Origin of the sequence: Immundisolibacter sp. (assembly GCF_028696615.1) — a bacterium.
GTDB lineage: Bacteria > Pseudomonadota > Gammaproteobacteria > Immundisolibacterales > Immundisolibacteraceae > Immundisolibacter.
Genome location: NZ_JAQVGQ010000305.1, coordinates 1 through 2,719, shown reverse-complemented (window position 1 = coordinate 2,719; position 2,719 = coordinate 1). Strand labels below are relative to the sequence as shown.

The following is a 2,719-nucleotide window of genomic DNA, read 5'->3' as shown; positions in this document are numbered from 1 at the left end:
AGCGCCTGCTCGTCGAGCTGTTCGAGCTTCTCGCGCCGGTCGCCGAGCTCCAGCAGCACCGTGCCGTCGGCGCGGATACCGAGTTCCTTGACGCGCGCCGGCGCCTGGTCCGGGTTGACATAGGTGACCTTGAACTTGGGCGATGCGGCGGCGTAGCGCTGCAGCAGCTCGTCGATCGTGGCGCGCAGCTGCGGGTTCGGGCGCACGAAGGCCGTTGCGGTGACCGGCCCCGGCAGTTTTTCGAGCACCTGCCGGCTGGCCTCGGACAGCGAATTGCGGCCGTTGGCGGTCCAGTCGAAGCGGTGGTCGTAACGGTGGGCCAAATAGCCCAGCAGGCCGATCACGGCGATGAACAGCAGCAGCGCCAGCGTGCCCTGCAGGCGCAGCGCAAAACGGCTGGAAAGCGGGCCTGCCATGCGCTCAGCCCGCCAGGCGCTCGGCATCCAGGCGCCGGATGCTGAGCCCCAGGAACAGCACGATGAACAGCACGAAATACGCCACGTCGGCGGTGGAGAACACGCCCTTGAGCAGCGGCTGGTAGCGGTTCAGCATCGACAGCTCGCGCAGCAGCGGGCCGCTGCCTTCGCCGGCCGCGCCGCCCGCCCAGTCGAGGATCCACAGCAGCAGCAGCAGGCCGAAGGTGCTCACCGCTGCCGTCATCGGGTGCGAGGTGAGCGTGGAGATGAAAAGCCCCAGCGCGGCGAAGCTGCCGAGCAGCAGCCACAGGCCGAGCACGCCGGCGGCGAGCAGGCCCAGATCGAGCTGGGCGCCGAGCAGCAGGCTCGCCGGCATGAGCGCCGTCAGCAACGTCACCAGCGTCAGAAAACCGAGCAGCGCCAGGTACTTGCCGAGCACGATCCCGGTCATCGACACCGGCGCCGACAGCAGCAGCGGGAGCGTCTGGTTGCGCCGCTCCTCGGCGAAGCTGCGCATGGTGACGAGCGGCACCACCATCAGCAGCACGATGCCGGCGCTGCCGAACAGCGACGGGGCGACGATTTCGGTCAGTCCCGGCGGGTCCGGCATGGCCATCAGCTGCGAGCGCAGCTGCATGAACATGTCGAGCTGGGTCAGGAACAGATAACCCAGGATGGCCTGCACCACGGCCAGCATGGCCCAGGCCGAGGGCGACGCGAACAGCACGCGCAGCTCGCGCCCGGTGATCGCCAGCACGCTCCTCATGCCGCTTGCGCCACGGTGTCGGCCGGCGCATCGCCGGCCAGTTCCAGGAACACCTCTTCCAGCGACAGGCGCGGGCGGGTGAGTTCGTAAAGCCCCCAGTCGCCGGCCACGGCGGCACGCACCAGGGCATCGGTGGGATCGGCGCCGGCCTCGAAGCTGATCAGCCAGCGGCCCTCGCCCTGCGCGTGCGCGGCGGCCACGCCGGGGATGGCGGCAAGCTGCGCGTCATCCGGCGGGCGGCGCAGGGCGACTTCCAGATGCGCGCCCGTCAGGTGCGTGGCCAGCTCGTCGATGCTGGCTTTCAGCACCAGCTCGCCCTGGCGGATGATCTGTACGTGGCTGCAGATGGCCTGCACTTCGGACAGGATGTGCGTGGACAGGATCACGCTGTGGGCCTGTCCCAAGTCGCGGATCAGGGCGCGGATTTCCTGGATCTGGATCGGGTCCAGGCCCACCGTGGGCTCGTCCAGGATCACCACCGGCGGGTTGTGGATGATGGCCTGCGCGATGCCGACGCGCTGCTGGTAGCCCTTGGAAACGTTGCCGATCAGGCGCCGGCCGACGTCCTCGAGGCCGCAGCGCGCCTTGGCCCGCTCGCGCGCCTGGCGCACCTGCCGGCCGGGCAGGCGGCGCAGGCGGGCGCAGAAATCGAGGTATTCGTCGACCGTGAGGTCGCGGTTCAGCGGCGGCGTTTCCGGCAGGTAGCCCAGCTGCGCCTTGGCGCGCGTGGGGTGTTCGAGCATGTCGATGCCGCCGACCCGCACCCGCCCGGCACTCGGTGCGAGCGTGCCGGTGAGGATGCGCATGGTGGTGGTCTTGCCGGCGCCGTTGGGGCCCAGAAAGCCCAGCACCTCACCCTTGATCACGCTGAAACTGACGTCCCGCAGCACCTGCCGGTGGCCGAAGCTGCGGCTGACGCGTTCGACTTCGACGAGGACTTCGGCGGTCATGGCTCGACCGTCAGGCCGCGACGGCTTACTTGATCTTGGCTTCTTTGTAAGTCACGTAGGCACGCGCCTTGGGATCGAACTTGCGCAGTTCGATCTTGTCCGGCGTGTTGCGCTTGTTCTTCATGGTCGTGTAGTAGTGCCCGGTCCCGGCGGTGGACACCAGCTTGATCTTCTCGCGCATGGAATCGGCTCCTTACACCTTGACGCCGCGGCCGCGCATCTCGGCCAGTACCGCCTCGATGCCCTTCTTGTCGATGATGCGCATGCCCTGACGCGACAGGCGCAGCGTGACGTAGCGGTTCTCGCCCGCCACCCAGAAGCGGTGGCGCTGCAGGTTCGGCAGGAAGCGCCGGCGCGTCTTGTTGTTGGCGTGGGACACGTTGTTACCGGTCATCGGCCCCTTGCCGGTGACCTCGCAAACCCTGGACATGGAACTCTCCGCAGACCGTGGCCGGCCGCAACGCCGGCAAAATGGCCGGCTTTTATACCAGAACGTGCCGGCGCTGGGTAGCGGGATGTCGCGAGCGGGCGGCGATTGGTTCGCGGCGTGCCGCCCGGGGCTCGGCGCATTTCAGCTCAAAGGCTCG

Annotated in this window: 5 protein-coding genes; all 5 read right to left on the bottom strand. The window is 68.5% G+C overall.

The genetic code is table 11. From position 1 onward, the window contains the following. A partial coding sequence (locus PHC73_RS13615) for a Gldg family protein (RefSeq protein ID WP_300129339.1) occupies positions 1 to 416 on the bottom strand: 416 nt, incomplete at its 3' end. 4 nt (positions 417 to 420) lie between these two features. Beyond that, complete coding sequence (locus PHC73_RS13610; RefSeq protein WP_300129337.1) at positions 421 to 1,182, bottom strand: ABC transporter permease subunit; 762 nt, start codon at positions 1,180 to 1,182, stop codon at positions 421 to 423. Further along, complete coding sequence (locus PHC73_RS13605) at positions 1,179 to 2,132, bottom strand: ATP-binding cassette domain-containing protein (RefSeq protein WP_300129335.1); 954 nt, start codon at positions 2,130 to 2,132, stop codon at positions 1,179 to 1,181. Before PHC73_RS13605 ends, PHC73_RS13610 begins: the two co-directional genes overlap by 4 nt. Before the next feature lie 25 nt (positions 2,133 to 2,157). Next, a complete protein-coding gene (gene rpmG / locus PHC73_RS13600) occupies positions 2,158 to 2,313 on the bottom strand; it encodes a 50S ribosomal protein L33 (RefSeq protein ID WP_300129333.1) in 156 nt (51 codons plus the stop codon). 12 nt (positions 2,314 to 2,325) lie between these two features. Further along, entirely contained in the window at positions 2,326 to 2,562 is a 237-nt protein-coding gene (gene rpmB / locus PHC73_RS13595) for a 50S ribosomal protein L28 (RefSeq protein WP_300129332.1), read from the bottom strand. Positions 2,563 to 2,719 lie beyond the last annotated feature (157 nt).